This is a genomic window from Brachymonas denitrificans, assembly GCF_907163135.1.
Lineage (GTDB): Bacteria > Pseudomonadota > Gammaproteobacteria > Burkholderiales > Burkholderiaceae_C > Brachymonas > Brachymonas denitrificans_A.
The window spans coordinates 2063666-2080256 of the sequence record NZ_CAJQUA010000001.1 but is presented as its reverse complement, the minus strand read 5'-3'; the positions used below and the strand labels follow the sequence as shown (position 1 = coordinate 2080256).

13 protein-coding genes are annotated in these 16591 nt (G+C 65.8%); 10 read left to right on the top strand and 3 right to left on the bottom strand.

Annotated elements, in window-relative coordinates; genetic code table 11:
• Positions 1–6 precede the first annotated feature (6 nt).
• The 3 genes from trkA to argC all read right to left on the bottom strand — a co-directional run bounded on the left by trkA (position 7) and on the right by argC (position 4046).
• Complete coding sequence (gene trkA / locus KKQ75_RS09745) at positions 7–1470, bottom strand: Trk system potassium transporter TrkA (protein ID WP_213361900.1); 1464 nt, start codon at positions 1468–1470, stop codon at positions 7–9.
• On the bottom strand, positions 1467–3056 hold the full coding sequence (locus tag KKQ75_RS09740; RefSeq protein WP_213361898.1) for a chloride channel protein: 1590 nt from the start codon (positions 3054–3056) through the stop codon (positions 1467–1469). The genes trkA and KKQ75_RS09740 overlap by 4 nt, the downstream gene beginning before the upstream one ends.
• A gap of 78 nt (positions 3057–3134) precedes the next feature.
• Complete coding sequence (gene argC, locus KKQ75_RS09735) at positions 3135–4046, bottom strand: N-acetyl-gamma-glutamyl-phosphate reductase (protein WP_213362760.1); 912 nt, start codon at positions 4044–4046, stop codon at positions 3135–3137.
• 152 nt (positions 4047–4198) lie between these two features.
• Between argC and sucC the strand changes: the two genes are divergently transcribed.
• The 10 genes from sucC (at position 4199) to KKQ75_RS09685 (ending at position 16527) form a co-directional block, all read left to right on the top strand.
• Entirely contained in the window at positions 4199–5365 is a 1167-nt protein-coding gene (sucC, locus tag KKQ75_RS09730) for an ADP-forming succinate--CoA ligase subunit beta (protein ID WP_213361897.1), read from the top strand.
• 32 nt (positions 5366–5397) lie between these two features.
• Positions 5398–6291: a succinate--CoA ligase subunit alpha gene (gene sucD, locus KKQ75_RS09725; RefSeq protein WP_213361896.1), complete on the top strand. Its 894-nt coding sequence runs from the start codon at positions 5398–5400 to the stop codon at positions 6289–6291.
• Positions 6292–6532: 241 nt separating this feature from the next.
• Positions 6533–8854, top strand: a complete 2322-nt coding sequence (locus KKQ75_RS09720; protein WP_213361891.1) for a CHASE2 domain-containing protein — start codon at positions 6533–6535, stop codon at positions 8852–8854.
• 154 nt (positions 8855–9008) lie between these two features.
• A complete protein-coding gene (locus KKQ75_RS09715; protein WP_213361889.1) occupies positions 9009–9833 on the top strand; it encodes a 3',5'-cyclic-nucleotide phosphodiesterase in 825 nt (274 codons plus the stop codon).
• A 60-nt stretch (positions 9834–9893) separates the two neighbouring features.
• Entirely contained in the window at positions 9894–10475 is a 582-nt protein-coding gene (locus KKQ75_RS09710; RefSeq protein WP_213361887.1) for a pilin, read from the top strand.
• A 68-nt stretch (positions 10476–10543) separates the two neighbouring features.
• Positions 10544–12304 carry a PglL family O-oligosaccharyltransferase gene (locus KKQ75_RS09705; protein ID WP_213361884.1) on the top strand — a complete coding sequence of 587 codons (1761 nt, stop codon included), beginning with the start codon at positions 10544–10546 and terminating at the stop codon, positions 12302–12304.
• A gap of 118 nt (positions 12305–12422) precedes the next feature.
• Positions 12423–12749, top strand: coding sequence for a preprotein translocase subunit YajC (gene yajC, locus KKQ75_RS09700; protein ID WP_213361883.1), 327 nt, complete (start codon positions 12423–12425; stop codon positions 12747–12749).
• 93 nt (positions 12750–12842) lie between these two features.
• Complete coding sequence (secD, locus tag KKQ75_RS09695; protein WP_213361881.1) at positions 12843–14744, top strand: protein translocase subunit SecD; 1902 nt, start codon at positions 12843–12845, stop codon at positions 14742–14744.
• 6 nt (positions 14745–14750) lie between these two features.
• Entirely contained in the window at positions 14751–15704 is a 954-nt protein-coding gene (gene secF, locus KKQ75_RS09690; protein ID WP_213361879.1) for a protein translocase subunit SecF, read from the top strand.
• Positions 15705–15768: 64 nt separating this feature from the next.
• Positions 15769–16527: a sulfite exporter TauE/SafE family protein gene (locus KKQ75_RS09685; protein ID WP_213361877.1), complete on the top strand. Its 759-nt coding sequence runs from the start codon at positions 15769–15771 to the stop codon at positions 16525–16527.
• Positions 16528–16591: the final 64 nt, after the last annotated feature.

The following is a 16591-nucleotide window of genomic DNA, read 5'->3' as shown; positions in this document are numbered from 1 at the left end:
GCAGCCTCAGAAGAAGGTCGGCTTCACCCGGAACAGCTTTTCCACGGCGGGCACCAGACGGCGGTGCGGCACGAACAGCAGCACATGGTCGCCGGGCTGGATCACGGTGTCATCCGTCACGGACAGCACGAAGGGCGCGTATGCGCTGTCCGGGTCGTTCACGGCGGAGGCATCGTCGTCCGGCCGGCCGGTGTGCAGGTCGGGCAGGCCGCGCACGATCAGGCCGATGCGTACATCCTCCGGCATGGGGATCTGGCCCACGGTGCGGCCCACCACGCGCGAGGTGCGGCGGTCGCCATGGGCCGCCAGCTCGATCGCCTCGGCATTGCCGCGGCGCGCGCTGTGCACGGCATACACATCGCCCTGGCGGATATGGGTCAGCAGTTCGCCCATCATGGCCTGCGCCGGCGCCAGGGCAATGTCGATCTGCGTGCCGTGTACCAGGTCGGCGTAGCTGCGCCGGTTCACCAGCGAGAGCACGCGCGTGGCGCCCAGCTGCTTGGCCAGCAGGCCGCCCATGATGTTGTTCTCGTCGTCGTTGGTCGAGGCCACGAAGAAATCCACCTCGTGGATGTTCTCGTCGCTCAGCAGGTCCTCGTCGGTGCTGTCGCCGTGCAGGATCAGTACCGATTCGTCCAGCTGCGTGGCCAGGTATTCGCAGCGCGCGCGGTTGCTGTCGATCAGCTTGAGGTGCACGTGCTTCTGCAGCACGCGCGCCAGGTGCAGGCCCACGTTGCCGCCGCCGGCAATCACCACGCGGCGCACCGGCGGGCTGGTGCTGTGGACCGACTTGAGCACGGCTCGGATGTCGTCGCGCGCCACGAAGAAGAACACCTCGTCCCCCGGCAGGATCACGCTGTCGGGCCTGCAGGGCACGAAGCGGTCGGGCTCGTTGGCAAAGCGGCGGTAGATCGCCATCACGTGCATGCTGGCGTCGGGCAGCAGCTCGGAAAAACGGCGGATGGGCTGGCCCACCATGGGCGCCCCTGCGGTGGCGCGCACCGACACCATGGAGGCCATGCCATGCGCAAAATCGCGCACCTGCATCGCCTCGGGATATTCCACCAGCTTCTGGATATAGCGCGTCACCGAGGCTTCGGGGCAGATCACGTTGCTCACGGCAAAGCCGTCTTCGCCCAGCAGTTCCATGTGCTTGGACCACTCGGTCGAGCGCAGCCGCGCGATGCGGTGCGGCGTATGAAAGCGCATGAAGGCGGTCTTGCACACCGTCAGGTTGACGGCATCGTCGGCCGCACAGGCCAGCAGCAGGTCGGCATCGTCGGCGCCGGCATCGGCCAGCACCGAGGGCTGCGAACCGTCGCCCAGAATGCCGCGCAGGTCGAAGCGCTCCTGCAGCTTGCCCAGCAGTTCCGGATCGTTGTCGATCACGGTGATGTCGTTGCGTTCCGAGACCAGGTGCTCGGCCACGCTCTCGCCGACGCGCCCGGCGCCGAGAATGATGATTTTCATGGGAACAAGTCCGGCTGTGAATCAGGCCCCTTCACGGGCGGTGCGGTAGGCGGCTGCCGCTGCTCCGCCGTGGGCGGCTCGGGGCTGGCCGGATGCCGGGGGTCGTCCCCTGCTGCTTCGAGTGTAGTGCGCAACGGGGGATTGGTGGCGGTTTCGGGCGTGGCTGCTTCGGCCTGATGTGCTGCGGCCACACTGGCCGCGCGGTCCGGAGCGGGATCCGTGGTGTCGGTGGCCTTCGGTACAGGGGCCGCTGCGGCCGGCGACTGCAGTGCCCCGTACATGGCACTGGCCAGCGCCGGATACAGCGGCCGGCTGATGCTGCGCGACACGATGCTGGCCACCATGGCTGAGGCCATCAGGCTCAGTACCATGGCGCCGCCGTCCACCATTTCCATCACGATGATGAAGGCGGTGAGCGGCGCCTGCGTCACCGCGGCGAGGAAGGCCGTCATGCCCATGGCCACCAGCGGTGCCATCAGCGGCATGTTGCCGCTGTATTGGGCCACGTCATAGCCGACGCCGGCACCCACGGCCAGGCTGGGCGCAAAGATGCCGCCCGGCACCCCGGACCAGGCCGTGAGCCAGGTGGACAGGAACTTGAACGGCACGAACAGCGGCGACGGCTCCTGCTGCTGCGCCAGCAGTTCGCGCACCGACTCGGCACCGCCGCCGAAGGTCTGCCCGTTGGTGGCCAGACCCAGGATCGCGATGATCAGGCCCAGCACCCCGGCAAAACGCAGCGGATGCCGCTTGCGCCAGCGGTTCAGCGACCAGCCGGTGCCCGTCAGCGCCAGCGTCATCAGGCGCGCAAACAGCCCGCCCAGCAGCCCGCACACCAGCGTCACCATCAGCCCCGGCAGCAGGATGGACAGACCCAGCGGCGGCACCTTGATAGTGCCGAGAAAATGGTTGTTGCCGAAGAAGGTGATGCCGACCAGACCGGCCAGCACGATCACCGCAATGATCAGACCGCTGCTGCGCGCCGGCATCTTTCGGCCCAGCTCTTCCAGCGCGAACACCACGCCGGCCAGCGGCGCATTGAAGGTGGCGGCTAGACCCCCGGCGCCGCCGGCCACCAGCAGCGCATGCACGCCCAGATCGGTATCGTTGCGCAGCCAGCGCCGCGCATGCAGCATCACGCCGGCCGCCACCTGCACCGAAGGGCCTTCACGCCCGACGGACAGGCCCGCCATCACCCCGGCCGAGGCCAGCACGATCTTGGCAATGGAGAGCTTGAGCGAAACGAAGATGCTGCGCTGCGTGGCAGGCAGGGCCGGCTCCAGCGCCACCATCACCTGCGGAATGCCCGAGCCTGCCGCCTTGGCAAACCAGCGCTGCGTGACCCAGACAATGCCCATGGTGCACAGCGGCGTCCAGATCAGCACTGTCCACCAGGCACCGTGGTACATGCCGAGAAACCAGGCAAAGCCGATATCCGTCAGCCAGGTGAACACCACCACGCTGAGGCCCGCCAGCGCCGCGTACGAGAGCACGATGGCCCGGTCCACCCACAGCCGCCCATGCGACAGCTCGCGGCGCATGTTCTGCCAGATATCGGGTTCGATGGGGTGCTGCGGATCGGACATGGCAAGAAAAAGCGGGCGCCCGTGACACAACGAGACGCCAGCCTCAAGCATAGCGCCGTCGGCGCCGCTGACGCAGGCTTACAGCCCCAGCATCAGCTGCAGATTCTGCACCGCCGCGCCGCTGGCGCCCTTGCCCAGGTTGTCCAGACGTGCCACGGCCACCGCCTGCTGCGCGCCATCGTTGCCATAGACCCGGATTTCCAGGTTGTTGGTGTCTTTCAGGGCCACGGCATCGAGCTTGTTGTCGGACGTTGGATCCGGCGCCGTCACGTACTGGCTGCCGTCATAGTGGCGGCGGTACACGGCGTGCAGATGCTCCACCGTCTGCTCACCCTTGAGCAGATCGAAGTGCAGCGGGAGTTGCACCAGCATGCCCTGGTCGAAATTGCCCACGCTGGGCACGAAGATCGGCTTGCGCGTGAGGCCGCTGTAGGCCATGATTTCCGGAATGTGCTTGTGCGACAGGCCCAGCGCGTACAGCTCGAACGGCGGCGCGCCGCCGGCCTCGTAGGCCTCGATCATCTGGCGGCCGCCACCGCTGTAGCCGCTCACCGAGGGCAGCGCCACCGGATAGTCGGTCGGCAGCACGCCGGCATCCACCAGCGGGCGCAGCAGGGCGATGGCGCCGGTGGCATAGCAGCCCGGGTTGGCCACGCGCTCTGCCTTGCGGATCGCCTCGGCCTGCTCGGCGTTCAGCTCCGGAAAACCGTACACCCAGTTCGGATCCACGCGATGCGCGGTGGACGCATCGATGATGCGCGGCTTGCGGCCGGGCAGGGCGTCGATCAGCGCCACCGACTCCCGTGCCGCATCGTCGTGCAGGCACAGGATCACCACATCCACTTCGCCCATCAGCTTCTGCTTGGCGGTCGGGTCCTTGCGCAGCGCCGGATCGATACTGACGACCTCGATGCCGGGCATGTTCGCCAGGCGTTCGCGAATCTGCAGACCGGTGGTTCCGGCCTCGCCATCGATGAAAATTTTGTGCACGGTCATTAGGGTTTTCCTCTAGAAAGCTGCTAGGCTGAATAAGCTGGCTGTAAGTAGTACATGATACATTTATCGCCGGATTTTTTCCGTCCCGTACAGTCGCCTACAGGCCGGTTCACGGGCTCATTTTCCACTCACAAGAGAGATACCGCATGAAGATTCATGAGTACCAAGGCAAGGAGATCTTGCGTCAGTTCGGAGTGCCCGTACCGCGCGGCATTCCCGCATTTACCGTTCAGGAAGCCGTTGAAGCGGCCCAGAAGCTGGGTGGCCCGGTGTGGGTGGTGAAGGCTCAGATCCATGCGGGCGGCCGTGGCAAGGGCGGCGGCGTGAAGGTTGCCAAGTCCATCGACGACGTCAAGGCCCTGGCCGGCGACATCCTGGGCATGCAGCTCAAGACGCACCAGACCGGCCCCGAAGGCCAGAAGGTCCGTCGCCTGTATATTGAAGAAGGCGCCGACATCCAGAAGGAATACTACCTGTCCTGCGTGACCGACCGCGGCACCCAGAAGGTGGCCTTCATCGCTTCCAGCGAAGGCGGCATGGACATCGAGGAAGTGGCCCACTCCACCCCCGAGAAGATCATCAAGGTGTTCGTCGATCCCGCTACCGGCCTGACCGCCGAGCAGGGCGAGGAGCTGGCCAAGGGCGTGGGCATGCCCGAAGACTCCAAGGCGCAGTTCATCGACGTCTGCCAGAAGCTGTACAAGTGCTACATGGACACCGACGCGTCCCTGGTCGAGATCAACCCGCTGAACCGTGACAGCAAGGGCAACATCATCGCCCTGGACGCCAAGTTCAACTTCGACAGCAACGCCCTGTTCCGTCATCCCGAGATCGTCGCCTACCGCGATCTGGACGAAGAGGACCCGGCTGAAGTCGAGGCTTCCAAGTTCGACCTGGCCTACATCAGCCTGGACGGCAACATCGGCTGCCTGGTGAACGGCGCCGGCCTGGCCATGTCCACCATGGACACCATCAAGCTGTACGGCGGCGAGCCGGCCAACTTCCTCGACGTGGGCGGCGGTGCCACCACCGAGAAGGTGACCGAAGCCTTCAAGATCATGCTGAAGAACAAGAACGTGAAGGCCATCCTGGTCAACATCTTCGGCGGCATCATGAAGTGCGACACCATTGCCGAAGGCGTGGTGGCTGCTTCCAAGGCGGTCGGCCTGTCCGTGCCGCTGGTGGTCCGCATGAAGGGCACCAACGAAGACGCCGGCAAGAAGATCCTGGCCGAATCCGGTCTGCCGATCATCACCGCCAACACCATGGCCGAAGCCGCCGAGAAGGTCGTGGCCGAAGTCAACAAGGCCTGAGCCTTCCCGAAACCCATTCCGGAGCCCCATTCATGAGCATCCTGATCAACAAAGACACCAAGGTCATTACCCAGGGCATCACTGGCAAGACCGGCCAGTTCCACACCCGCATGTGCCGCGACTACGCAAACGGCAAGAACTGCTTCGTGGCTGGCGTCAACCCCAAGAAGGCCGGCGAAGACTTCGAAGGCATCCCGATCTACGCCAACGTGAGCGAAGCTGCCAAGCAGACCGGCGCTACCGTTTCCGTGATCTACGTGCCGCCGGCAGGCGCTGCCGCCGCCATCTGGGAAGCCGTTGAAGCCGACCTGGACCTGGCCATCTGCATCACCGAAGGCATCCCGATCCGCGACATGCTGGAAGTGCGCAACAAGATGAAGGCCAAGGAAGCCGCCGGCGGCAAGCGCACGCTGCTGCTGGGCCCCAACTGCCCCGGCACCATCACGCCCGATGAAATCAAGATCGGCATCATGCCCGGCCACATCCACAAGAAAGGCCGCGTGGGCGTGGTGAGCCGTTCCGGCACGCTGACCTATGAAGCCGTGGCACAGCTGTCCGAACTGGGCATCGGCCAGTCCAGCGCCGTCGGTATCGGTGGCGACCCGATCAACGGCCTCAAGCACATCGACGTGATGCGCATGTTCAACGAAGACCCCGACACCGATGCCGTGATCATGATCGGCGAAATCGGTGGCCCGGACGAGGCCGAAGCCGCCTACTGGTGCAAGGAAAACATGAAGAAGCCGGTGGTCGGCTTCATCGCGGGCGTGACTGCGCCTCCCGGCAAGCGCATGGGCCATGCCGGTGCGCTGATCTCCGGCGGTGCCGACACGGCCGAAGCCAAGCTCGCCATCATGGAAGAGTGCGGTTTCACCATCACGCGCAACCCGTCCGAGATGGGCAAGCTGCTCAAGGGCCTGCTCTGATCTGACGCAGCCGGCCGGTCTGCGGCGCCTGTACGGGCGCGCGGGCCGGATGCCTGCTGGCGCACCCAACCGCTGCTCCTCACGGCGCAGCGGTTTTTTTGTGCGCGCCGCAACGGTGCGCACGGGAATGGCCGCTGCATTCCGGTACATTCGAAGGGGAAAGAGTCAGCAACAGGGGCAGCGTCGGGTGGTACATCAGGCATCTTCCGGAACCGGACAGTCGCAGGGCAGGCGCTGGGCCATGCGCAGCCTCGAGTTCTGGCGGGCGGGTGCCTGGCGGCGCGTGCTGCTGGGCCTTCTGCCCTTGCTGGTGATGCTGCCGCACGCCATCGGCATCGTGCAGTACGGGATGGTGACGCGGCTGGAGCAGCAGGTGAATGACGTGCTGCTCATGCATGGCCGGGCACCGGCCACGCTGGATGAACGCATCGTCATCGTCGACATCGACGAACGCAGCCTGCTGCAGTATGGGCGCTGGCCCTGGTCGCGCAGCGTGCTGGCCACACTGAGCGAAGAATTGCTGCACCGCCAGCAGGTGGCGGTGGTGGGCTACGACGTGCTGTTTGCCGAGCCCGAGCGTGACGATACCATTGCACGCCTCGGCACCTGGCTGCGGGAGCAGCGCCTGTCAGGCCCCGTGCTCGAGGAGCATGTGAAGGAGCTGGAAGCGCGGCTGGACCGGGACGGCCTTCTGGTGAAAGCGCTGGCCGGCCAGCCCGTGGCGCTGGGATACTACTATTCGGACCGTCCGCCGGTAATGGAAACCGGGAGCCTGCCGCGGCCCCTGGTCGTCGAGCAGTTGCCGGGCGAGCCGGTCGAATTCACACGGGTGCCGCTGATGCAGGGCTATGCGGGCAACCTGCCGGAACTGGTGCGTGCCGTCGGTCACGGCGGCTTCATCAACGCAGAGATCGACAGTGACGGTGTGCTTCGCAGCATTCCGCTGCTGGCCCGCCGTGTGGAAAACAGGGTGACGGCCTACTATCCCGCGCTGGCGCTGGAGATGCTGATGATGGCCATGCAGGTGGACAGTGCCCGCATCGTGCCCCTGCAGCAGGAGGGGAAGGGGTCGCGAGCGCGCATGATCGGCCTGCAGCTGCAGCAGGATGGACGCAGCCTGACGCTGCCGACGGCAGTGGGGGGGCGTTTCCTGGTGCCGTTCCGCAAGGGCAGCGGGGTGCCCGGTGCACGCTACCGTTATGTGTCGGCCGGTGACGTGCTCGAAGGCAGGCTGGCGGAAGGCGAGTTGCGCCACAAGCTGGTTCTTGTGGGAACCACGGCACCCGGCCTGCGCGACCTGCGCGCCACGCCGGTCTCCACCTCGTATCCGGGGGTGGAGGTGCATGCCAGCGTGCTGTCTGCCATGCTCGATGGCGACTTTCTGCAGACGCCCGACTACAGTCGCGGCTATGCGACGGTGGCCATGGTCGTCGCCGTCGGCCTGCTGTTGCTGGTCATGGCGCGTGTCGGCATGGTGGGGGCGCTGCTCTGGAGCCTGGGTGTGGCGGCCGTGTTCGTGGCTTTCCACCTGCAACTCTTCCAGCGACAGGGCTTGATGCTGCCGCTGGCCTCGATTCTGCTGACCATCCTGCTCACCTACGTGCTGCATACCAGCGTGGGGTACTTTGTGGAGCGGCGCACCAAGCGCCAGCTGGTGGAACTGTTCGGGCACTACGTGCCTTCGGAGCTGGTCGCGCGCATGGCCAGCCAGCCCGAGCAGTACACCACGCAGGCCATCTCGCGCGAGCTGACGGTGATGTTCTGTGACCTGGAACAGTTCACGCCGCTGTCCGAATCCATGGACCCGCAGGCACTGCAGGCGCTGCTGAACGACATCTTCAACCGCATGGCAGACGTGATCGGGCCGAATCAGGGCACCATCGACAAGTACATGGGCGATTGCGTGATGGTGTTCTGGGGCGCACCCGTGGCGGATCCCGACCACGCATGGCATGCGGTCAAGACGGGCATCGAACTGGGCGTGATGCTGCAGCGCTTCAACTCCGAACGCGAAGCGGCCGGCCTGGCCCCCCTTGGGGCCAGCATCGGCATCAACACAGGCATGATGAGTGTGGGCGACATGGGTTCGGAAATGCGGCGCAGCTATACGGTGATCGGCGATGCGGTCAACCTTGCCGCACGGCTGGAGCCGCTGGCGGGGATCTATGGCGTGCCGATGGTGGTGGGTGAGCAGACGGTGCAGCAGGTGGCGCAATGCCACTGGCAGTGGCTGGATTGCATCCGGGTCAGCGGCAAGGCGCAGGCGGCGAACATCTATGCGCCTTTTACCGAAGATGCGCAGCTCGATGCCGATCAGCAACGCGAACTGGGTCTGTGGCACCAGTTCCGCGAGGCCTACCGCATGCAGGACTGGCCGCGCTGCAGCACCCTGCTCGCAAAGCTGCAGGGCCTGGCGCCGGGGCGTGTGCTGTACGGTGTGTACCGCGAACGCATCGACGCCTTCCTGAAGCAGCCGCCGGCACCGGACTGGGATGGCGTGACCCTGCAGCAGGACCTCAAGAGGCCGGCAGATGTGCGATATCTCACGGATCGGGCAGGATGACAGGACGGCGGAACAGCCGCACGGGCGTGGCCTCACGGACAATGCAGAAATGACCGTCTGACTCCTGCTGCGCTACCGTCGGCAGCAGGGCGGTGGATTATGCAATGCATGGGGCCATGAAATGCAGATTACGGTGCTGGGATGCGCTGGCGGCATGGATGTCCGGGCGCGGACGACCTGCTTCCTGATTGATGACGACACGCTGATCGATGCCGGCACCGGCCTGTTCGATTTGCCCCTGTCGGTGCAGCAGCGCATCGACCATGTCTTCATCACCCATGCGCACCTGGACCATATCGCCGCGCTGCCGCTGCTCGCCGATACGGCGGTGCGTCAGCGCATGCAGCAGGGACGCGGGCCGATCCGCGTGTACGCGCTGCCCGAAGTATTGAAGGCCATGCACGAACACCTGTTCAACCAGCAGATCTGGCCCGACTTCACCGTGCTGCCGACGCCCGCGCAACCCGCCATCACCCTGGTGCCGGTACGCACGGGCGAGCGGCTGGAGTGGAGCCAGGGGCGGGTGATCGAGGTGCTGCCGGCCTTGCATTCGGTGCCTGCCGTGGGCTATGCGGTCTCGCATGGCGGAGCGCACTGGGCCTTTACCGGGGATACCGGACGCAACCCCGCACTGTGGCAGCGCCTCAACGCCTTGCGTGCGGCAGGCACGCCGGTGCGCTGGCTGGTGACGGAAACCACGTTTTCCAATGCCGACCAGTCCTTTGCCGATCTGAGCGGGCACCTGACGGCGGCAGCGCTGGCCGAGGATCTGGAGGCGCTCGATGCAGGGGCGCTGGAACTGTTCCTGAGCCATATCAAGCCCGGCGACCAGAACGCCATCCTGCGCGAGCTGGAGCCGCTGCGCGAAGTTGCAGGGCGCAAGCAGTGCCGTCTGCACCTGCTGCAGCAAGGACAGACTTTCCGCTTTAACGGAGTGCCTGCATCCGGCATAGATAATGATATAGTACTAAATATCTAGTTTTCCGGAAGAAGCGTGGCAGCAGACGGCGGCCGGCGGGCTTCCGGCAGGAGCCTGTGCATGCACGCAAAGAATCGCCAACGCGGATTTACCTTGATCGAACTGATGGTGGTGGTTGCCATCGTGGGCATTGCCGCCACGCTGGCGCTGTCGTCCTACCAGGACCATGTGAGCCGCACCCGCATCACCGAAGGGCTGGCTCTGGCCGAGGCGGCCAAGCAGCGCATTGCGTCCGAGGGCGCCAGTTCGCAGGACGACCTGACGCGCGTGAGCAACAGCTGGAACCAGCAGGCTGGCGAAACCGGTGCCAATGCCAAGTATGTGGAGCGTGTCTGCATCGGCAATGCCGACTGCGCGCAGCTCGACGGTGCCAGCAGCGGCATCATCACCGTGGTCTACCGCGAGGCCGCAGGGGTTGGCAGCAACAACCGCGTGCAGCTGGTGCCGCTGGTGCGTGCAGGAGCCGAGGCCGGTGCGGCAACGCCCCTGGCCACCGCGCTGGCCGATGGCAGCAGCGGCGCCATCGACTGGGCCTGCGTGGGCCAGACCAACACCGTGGCCAGCGGCATGGCGGCGGCCGACCAGGTGTCCCCGCCGGACAACGCCGTGCGCGCGGAACTGCTGCCGGCGCAGTGCCGCTGAACAGGCCATGGGCAAACCGGAGCGCGCGCGGCATAATGCGGACTGCTCCGAACTAGTCCGTGGCCCGCATGTCTACCGTTTCTGAACGCTCCCTTTCCCGGCCGGTCCCGGAGACCAGCAACGCCGCCTTTCATGCGGCGTTTTTCTTGATCTGTGCCAGCATTCCCTGGCTCAATCCGGTCGCCGGCGGTGCCATGACGCCCGCCATCCCGCTGCTGACCGGATGGATGTGCATCAGCCTGCTGTTCCTCGCCTTCCCCGCATGGCGTGGCAATGCCATGGCGGTGTATGCCAGCGCCTTCGTGCTGGTGGCCGCCCTGGGAGGCCTGCTGTTCGACCGGGCCTGGCAGTTGCTGGCCCTTGGCGTGCTCATGATCGGCGCCGCCGCTGCGGTGGGCGCGCGCATGGCACAGGATGACCACGCCGCAGCGTCAGAAGGCTGTGCCCTGCCGCTGGCCGGTGGCGTGCGCCTGATCGCCTGGGCCTGGCTGCTGGCCGGACTGCTCAATGCCGGCATCGGCCTGCTGCAGTATTTCCAGCACACCGCCTGGCTGGGAGAGCTGGTCAACCACGCGACCGTGGGGCAGGTCTATGGCAACCTGCGCCAGCGCAACCAGTACGCCACCCTGATGAATATCGCGCTCTGGTCGCTCTGGTACCTGTGGCAGTGCGGCGCGCTGCAGCAGCTGGCCGGGCGCTGGCTGGGGCGCCATGCGGGCACGCTGCTGGCCTGGCTGCTGATGCTGCCGCTGGCGATCTGCATGGCGCTGACACTGTCGCGCACCGGGCTGGTGCAACTGGCCGTGCTGCTGGTGCTGCTGGCCTGGTGGGACTTGCGCCGTCCGCCCGCCGCGCGCCATGCCGGGCAGCCTTCGCGCACTGCCGTGCTGCTGTGGCTGGTGGCGCTGGTGCTGTGCTATCTGGCGGCGGGCTACGTAATGCCGCATCTGGCCGGCATGACCGACATCCTGCTGCGGCTGGAGGGCAAGGACAGTCGCGCCTGCATCAGCCGCACCGTGCTCTGGGGCAACGTGCTGCAGCTGATCGCGCAGAAGCCGCTCACCGGCTGGGGCTGGGGCGAGCTGGATTACGCCCATTACCAGGCCAGCTATCCCGGCATGCGCTTTTGCGACATGCTGGACAACGCCCACAACCTGCCGCTGCACCTGGCGGTGGAACTGGGGGTGCCGGTGGCCGTGCTGTTCTGCGCGGTGGTGCTGTTCTGGGCCCTGCGTGCACGTCCCTGGGCCGAAAACTCGCCTGCACGCCAGCTGGCGTGGGGCGTGCTGGCGGCCATCGCCGTGCACAGCCTGCTCGAATACCCGCTCTGGTATGCGCCGTTCCAGCTGGCCTGCGGGCTGGCGCTGGGGGTGTTGTGGGCCGGCGCCGGCACTGGCTCCGCAAGACAGGCGGAGGAGCAGACGCGCTACTGGCTCAGGGGGCAACATCTGGTGGCCGTGCTGATGCTGCTGGGCCTGTTCTATGCCAGCTTCGACTTCGTGCGCGTGACCCAGCTCTACACTGCGCCCGAGGAGCGCGTCTGGCCGTTTGCCAGCAACACGCACGCGCAGGCCAGCCGCACGCCGCTGTACCAGAACGCGGTGCGCTTTGCCGGCATCAGCACCATCCCGCTCACCGAACAGAATGCCGAGGTCCAGCTGGCGGAAGCACGGCGGCTGATGCACTTCAGCCCGGAGGCGCGCGTGGTCCAGCGCATCATCGAGGCGCTGCGCCTGCTCGGGCGCGATGCCGAGGCCGACGAGGCGCAGGCCCACTTCCGCGAGGTCTATCCGCTCGAATACCGGCAGTGGGAGCATGAGCAGCGCTAGCGGCTTTCCATGCGCGTGTGCGGCGCACCAATTACAATAGTTCGTTGACCCAGGACGCGGTCGGGGCGCAGCCTGTGCCGCCACCGTGCCAATTCACCCCCTAACAGGAGTCCAATCCGTGTTCATTTCCAATGCCTACGCCCAGGCCGCCGGCGGCGCCTCCGGCGATCCGATGTCGTCCATCATGTCCTTCCTGCCGATGATCGCGATGTTCGCCGTGCTGTACTTCGTGATGATCCGTCCGCAGATGAAGAAGCAGAAGGAACATCGCGCCATGGTCGAAGCCCTGGCAGCCGGCGACGAAGTCGTGACGGCCGGCGGCATTCTCGGCAAGGTCACGCGCGTGCGCGAAGGCAATGTCGACGTGCAGGTGGCCAACGGCGTCGAAGTGCAGCTGCAGAAGTCTGCCGTGGTGCAGGTCCTGCCCAAGGGCACCATCAAGTAATTTCCCGCGAATGGCGCCGGGTCGTGTGGCCGGGCGCTCCCGGCAGGTGCGGACCGCGGTGTCCGGCCTGCCGTTTGTTGAAAGACGCAAGCCATGAACCGTTACCCGGTCTGGAAACACGCCATCATGCTGGTGGCCCTGCTGGTGGGGTTGATCTACACCCTGCCCAACTTTTTCGGCGAGGCGCCGGCCGTGCAGGTGTCGCCCGCCAAGTCGGTCGCCAAGGTCGATGCCAATGTGCAGCAGCAGGTAACCGCTGCCCTGGCCGCCGCCCAGCTCACGCCCGACCTGAACGCGCTCGAGCAGAATTCGCTCAAGGTGCGCTTCAACAGCACCGACACGCAGATCAAGGCGCGTGACGTGGTCGAGAAAGCGCTCAACCCCGATCCGGCCAACCCCTCCTACACCGTGGCGCTGAACCTGGTGTCGCGCTCGCCCGAGTGGCTGACAGCGCTGCATGCCGCCCCCATGTACCTGGGTCTGGACCTGCGCGGCGGCGTGCACTTCATGCTGCAGGTCGACATGAAGACGGCCGTGACCAAGCGTCTGGATGCCATCGCCGGCGACGTGCGCACGCTGATGCGCGAGAAGACGCTGCGCTACGAGGACATCGCCCGCGTGGGTGACACGGTCGAAACAACCTTTGCCGATGCGGCCACTGCCGAGAAGGCGCGCTACGCCATCCAGGACACCATGCCCGAGATGGATGTGGTGCAGACCGACACGAAACTGGTCACCAGCTACAAGCCGCCGTCCCTGGTCAAGTTCCAGGAGCAGGCACTCAAGCAGAACATCCTGACGCTGCACAACCGCATCAACGAGCTGGGCGTGGCCGAGCCGGTGATCCAGCAGCAGGGCCTGGACCGCGTGGTGGTGCAGCTGCCCGGCGTGCAGGACACGGCCAAGGCCAAGGAAATCCTGGGCCGCACGGCCACGCTGGAAGTGCGCATGGTCGATGACAGCACCGAGGCGGCCGCTGCCGCTGCGGGCAACGGCCCTGTGCCCTTCGGCGCCGAGAAATTCCCGGATCGCGAAGGCCGCACCGAGATCGTCAAGAAGCAGGTCATCCTGACCGGCGAGAACCTGACCGATGCCCAGCCCGGCTTCGACAGCCAGACGCAGGAGCCCACGGTCAACCTGACGCTGGACGGCAAGGGCTCGACCATCTTCAAGAACATCACGCGCGACAACGTCGGCAAGCGCATGGCCATCCTGCTGTTCGAAAAGGGCAAGGGCGAGGTCGTGACGGCGCCGGTGATCCGCAGCGAGATCGGCGGCGGCCGCGTGCAGATCAGCGGCCGCATGACCACGCAGGAAGCGGCCGATACCGCGCTGCTGCTGCGCGCCGGCTCGCTGGCGGCGCCGATGGAAATCGTGGAAGAGCGCACCATCGGCCCTAGCCTGGGTGCCGAGAACATCGCCAAGGGCTTCAAGAGCGTGACCTGGGGCTTCCTGGGCGTGGTGCTGTTCATGATTCTGTACTACCACCTGTTCGGCGTGTTCTCCGCGCTGGCGCTGGGCCTGAACTTGCTGCTGCTGGTGGCGGTGCTGTCCATGCTGCAGGCCACGCTGACGCTTCCGGGCATGGCGGCCATGGCGCTGGCACTGGGCATGGCGATCGACTCGAACGTGCTGATCAACGAGCGCGTGCGCGAGGAGCTGCGCAACGGGGTGTCGCCGCAGGCGGCCATTCATGCCGGCTACGACCACGCCTGGGCCACGATTCTGGACTCCAACGTCACCTCGCTGATCGCCGGCCTGGCGCTGCTGGCCTGGGGTACCGGCCCGGTGCGCGGTTTTGCCGTGGTGCACTGCCTGGGCATCGTCACCTCGATGTTCTCCTCGGTGTTCTTCTCGCGCGGGCTGGTCAACCTCTGGTATGGCCGCCAGCGCAAGCTCAAGAGCGTGTCGATCGGCACGGTGTGGAAAGCCGGTGCCACCGGCCCGACGGCCTCGCTGGCTTCGGTGATGGACAAGCGCGTGGGCAAGGAGTAAGCGGCCATGGAATTCTTCCGCATCAAAAAAGACATCCCCTTCATGCGCCATGCGCTGGTGTTCAACATCATCTCCGTGGTGACGTTTGCGCTGGCGGTGTTCTTCCTGGTTACGCGCGGCCTGCACCTGTCGGTAGAGTTCACCGGCGGTACCGTGATGGAAGTGGCCTACAGCCAGCCGGCGCAGATCGAGAAAGTGCGTGCCTCGGTGTCCAAGCTCGGCTACCAGGACGTGCTGGTGCAGAACTTCGGCTCCTCGCGCGACGTGATGATCCGCCTGCCGCTCAAGCAGGGCGTGACCTCGGCCGAACAGAGCGAGAAGGTGATGGCCGAACTCAAGGCGGCCAGCCCGGACGTGGCGCTGCGCCGCGTGGAATTCGTCGGCCCGCAGGTGGGGCAGGAGCTGGTGACCAACGGCCTGAAGGCGCTGGCCTTCGTGATCGGCGGCATCATCCTCTACCTGGCGATCCGCTTCGAGTGGAAGTACGCGGTCTCGGCCATCATCGCCAACCTGCACGACGTGATCATCATTCTCGGCTTCTTCGCCTTCTTCCAGTGGGAATTCTCGCTGGCGGTGCTGGCGGCGGTGCTGGCGGTGCTGGGCTATTCGGTGAACGAGTCGGTGATCATTTTCGACCGGATCCGTGAAACCTTCCGCCGCTACCGCAAGCTGAACACGCAGGAGGTGATCAACCACGCCATCACCAGCACCATCAGCCGGACCATCATCACGCACGGCTCGACGCAGCTGATGGTGCTGTCCATGCTGATCTTCGGGGGCGAGACGCTGCACTACTTTGCCGTGGCGCTGACCATCGGCATTTTGTTCGGCATTTACTCCTCGGTGTTCGTGGCAGCAGCCATTGCGATGTGGCTCGGCATCAAGCGCGAGGACCTGATCAAGGGCCCGACGCGCAAGGAAAACGACCCGACCGACGAAAACGCCGGCGCCGTGGTCTGACCATGGCCTGCCTCACAGCCCCGTTCGCGGGGCTGTTTCTGTTTCTGCTGAGTGAAGGCCGCTGATGGATTGGTTCATCGTCATAACCGCCTCGCTGTTTGCCGGCTGCGTGGATGCCATCGTGGGCGGCGGCGGGCTGATCCTGCTGCCGGCCCTGTTTGCCACCTTTCCCAACGCCGTGCCGGCCACGCTGCTGGGCACCAACAAGTCGGCCTCGGTATGGGGCACCAGCTTTGCCACCTGGCGTTTTGCCCGGCGCGTGACCATGCCCTGGCAGGCGATGCTGCCGGCTGCTGCTGCGGGCTTTGCCGGCTCGTGGGTGGGGGCCTGGGCGGTGACCATGGTGTCGCCCGAGCTGCTGCGCAAGGCGCTGCCGCTGGTGCTGGTGGCCATCCTGTTCTACACGCTGGCGCGCAAGGACCTGGGCACCCGGCATCAGCCGCGTTGGGGCGGCAGGCATGAAATCCTGGCTGCCAGCCTGATCGGACTGGGGCTAGGGATCTACGATGGCTTCTTCGGGCCGGGCACGGGCAGCTTCCTGGTGTTCCTGCTGGTGCGCGTGCTGGGCTACGACTTCCTGCATGCCTCGGCCGGGGCCAAGCTGATCAACGTGAGCACGAACATCGCTGCCATTGCGCTGTTTGCCAGCAAGGGCCATGTCTGGTGGCAGCTGGGGCTGGCGATGGCGGTCGCCAATGTGGCAGGGAGTTTTCTAGGTTCGTGGCTGGCGCTGCGCCATGGCGCGGGCTTTGTGCGCAAGGCCTTCATCGTGGTGGTGCTGGCGCTGGTTCTCAAGACGGGGTACGACGCCTTTCTGGTCTGAAAGCAGGTCGGCATCGTGTAATATCCCGGGTTTTGTAAATCAAATTCTGACAAGCGGCAGATTC

Bases quoted from the DNA above. Each gene is read 5' to 3' on its own strand.
- KKQ75_RS09715 (WP_213361889.1), top strand. From the start codon at position 9,009: ATGGATGTCCGGGCGCGGACGACCTGCTTCCTGATTGATGACGACACG.
- KKQ75_RS09710 (WP_213361887.1), top strand. From the start codon at position 9,894: ATGCACGCAAAGAATCGCCAACGCGGATTTACCTTGATCGAACTGATG.
- secD (WP_213361881.1), top strand. From the start codon at position 12,843: ATGAACCGTTACCCGGTCTGGAAACACGCCATCATGCTGGTGGCCCTG.
- KKQ75_RS09740 (WP_213361898.1), bottom strand. From the start codon at position 3,056: ATGTCCGATCCGCAGCACCCCATCGAACCCGATATCTGGCAGAACATG.
- secF (WP_213361879.1), top strand. From the start codon at position 14,751: ATGGAATTCTTCCGCATCAAAAAAGACATCCCCTTCATGCGCCATGCG.
- KKQ75_RS09720 (WP_213361891.1), top strand. From the start codon at position 6,533: ATGCGCAGCCTCGAGTTCTGGCGGGCGGGTGCCTGGCGGCGCGTGCTG.
- trkA (WP_213361900.1), bottom strand. From the start codon at position 1,470: ATGAAAATCATCATTCTCGGCGCCGGGCGCGTCGGCGAGAGCGTGGCC.
- sucD (WP_213361896.1), top strand. From the start codon at position 5,398: ATGAGCATCCTGATCAACAAAGACACCAAGGTCATTACCCAGGGCATC.
- sucC (WP_213361897.1), top strand. From the start codon at position 4,199: ATGAAGATTCATGAGTACCAAGGCAAGGAGATCTTGCGTCAGTTCGGA.
- KKQ75_RS09705 (WP_213361884.1), top strand. From the start codon at position 10,544: ATGTCTACCGTTTCTGAACGCTCCCTTTCCCGGCCGGTCCCGGAGACC.
- KKQ75_RS09685 (WP_213361877.1), top strand. From the start codon at position 15,769: ATGGATTGGTTCATCGTCATAACCGCCTCGCTGTTTGCCGGCTGCGTG.